1 protein-coding gene is annotated in these 1,462 nt (G+C 49.0%); it reads right to left on the bottom strand.

The annotated features are described in order from the left end of the window. On the bottom strand, positions 1–1,462 hold a 1,462-nt coding region (locus NFR19_RS08830; protein ID WP_251213422.1), incomplete at both ends, for a hypothetical protein.

Here is a 1,462-nt window from a genome sequence, read left to right as displayed (position 1 = left end):
TTCGGATCGGCTGTTAGTTCAACTTTTGTGGATGCCGTTGTGCTATAGGCATATACAGCGGCGGCGGAGTCTGCAACTTCTACATCGTTGACCGCTTTGATTTTTGCGAAGTCAACATTCGGGTCGTAGCCTTCAATAGTTGTGTCCGTCGCGGGTGCTGCAGTAATGTTAAACGAAGCGCCTTCGGTAAACGACGGACGGAAGTCAATTTCTCCGTAAGTGCCGGGGTTGATATCTGCCGTCCAGTTGTCGTCAGCTTCGCTGTATACGGGCTTGGTTACCTTTCCTGAGCCATCTTCCGGAACATCCAGCTTCTTGAACCCGTTTGCATCTACGCCTTCGGTCGAGCCGTCCTTGATCCAAACTTCCCAGCTGCCTTTGGCTTTATCGTAGCCTGAAGCCGCATCGGCGTTCAGCGTTACTGTGGATACGTTTCCGCCTGCCGGTTTAAACGTATATGTCTGTGGTTCAACACTTGCGTTGCTCGCGTTTGCGCCTGCGGTTGCGCTTAAGTTATAGGTCTCAGGCTTAAACTTCGGTATGAACTCTATGCTTCCAGTAAACCCGGCATCTATTTGGGCGAGGTACTTTCCGGGCTGTCCCGATATAGGTTGTGAGGAGCATATAACAGTAGGTACATGCAAAGCCGAACGAATTGTAGTGCTTGTATCTATGGGAGTCTCCGCTTCACCGGTGCCTATGCCGTCGAAGTTTTCCAGCGTCTGCCCATTTACTTTTATTTCCCACTCTGCTTCATTTGAATAACCGGGTTTCGATGCTACATTCAGAACAACGTTCGTCTTCTGTTTTGGGTTGTATCTGTACTTATATACATCGCTGTCTTCGCTTTCTTTGAAAACAGTGGGTTCGGTTGTGCTTTGCTCAACCTGGGCACTTACTACATTATTCTCTTCCTTCGGGGTTACCGAAACCTCGTAGGCTTCGCAGTTGTCGTAGGTTGCAGTGAACACAAGATCGCCAAACACATTTTGTGAGATAGTAGCTCTATAAGTACCATCGTCGTTCTTGCTAATGTTTACTACTCCGGCCGATTCGGTAGTTTGATCGTCTACTCTCGTGCCGCCTATCGTAGCGCTCCATGAAGGCTCGCCAGTGTATCCGTCTGCTGCCTCAGACAATAGATTCACTGTTGTGGAAGCGGACTGATAAGTGTAGCTGTCTTTGTCTACACTGGCCGACTTTGCACCGTGGCCTCGCATAGCGGAAATACTATAGGTATCATCTAGGATGGGCGTATAGGTAATATTGCCTGCAACGCCACGACCTATCCAGCCATGGTATGCTTGATAAGTGGGTCTGCTCAGCTCCGGATTTGGCTTGAGATCGTATCCATGTACTCCCATAGAGCCCGAAGGAGCATTATGGCCGTATTCCCAGCCTTCAACTTTCCAGCCTTTAAGCTTATATTTATAGCCTGGCGCCAATCGAAGATGAATCTCTA

It is taken from the genome of Adlercreutzia murintestinalis, from assembly GCF_943192905.1.
Lineage (GTDB): Bacteria > Actinomycetota > Coriobacteriia > Coriobacteriales > Eggerthellaceae > Adlercreutzia_A > Adlercreutzia_A murintestinalis.
This window is presented reverse-complemented; position numbering and strand designations above follow the sequence as displayed.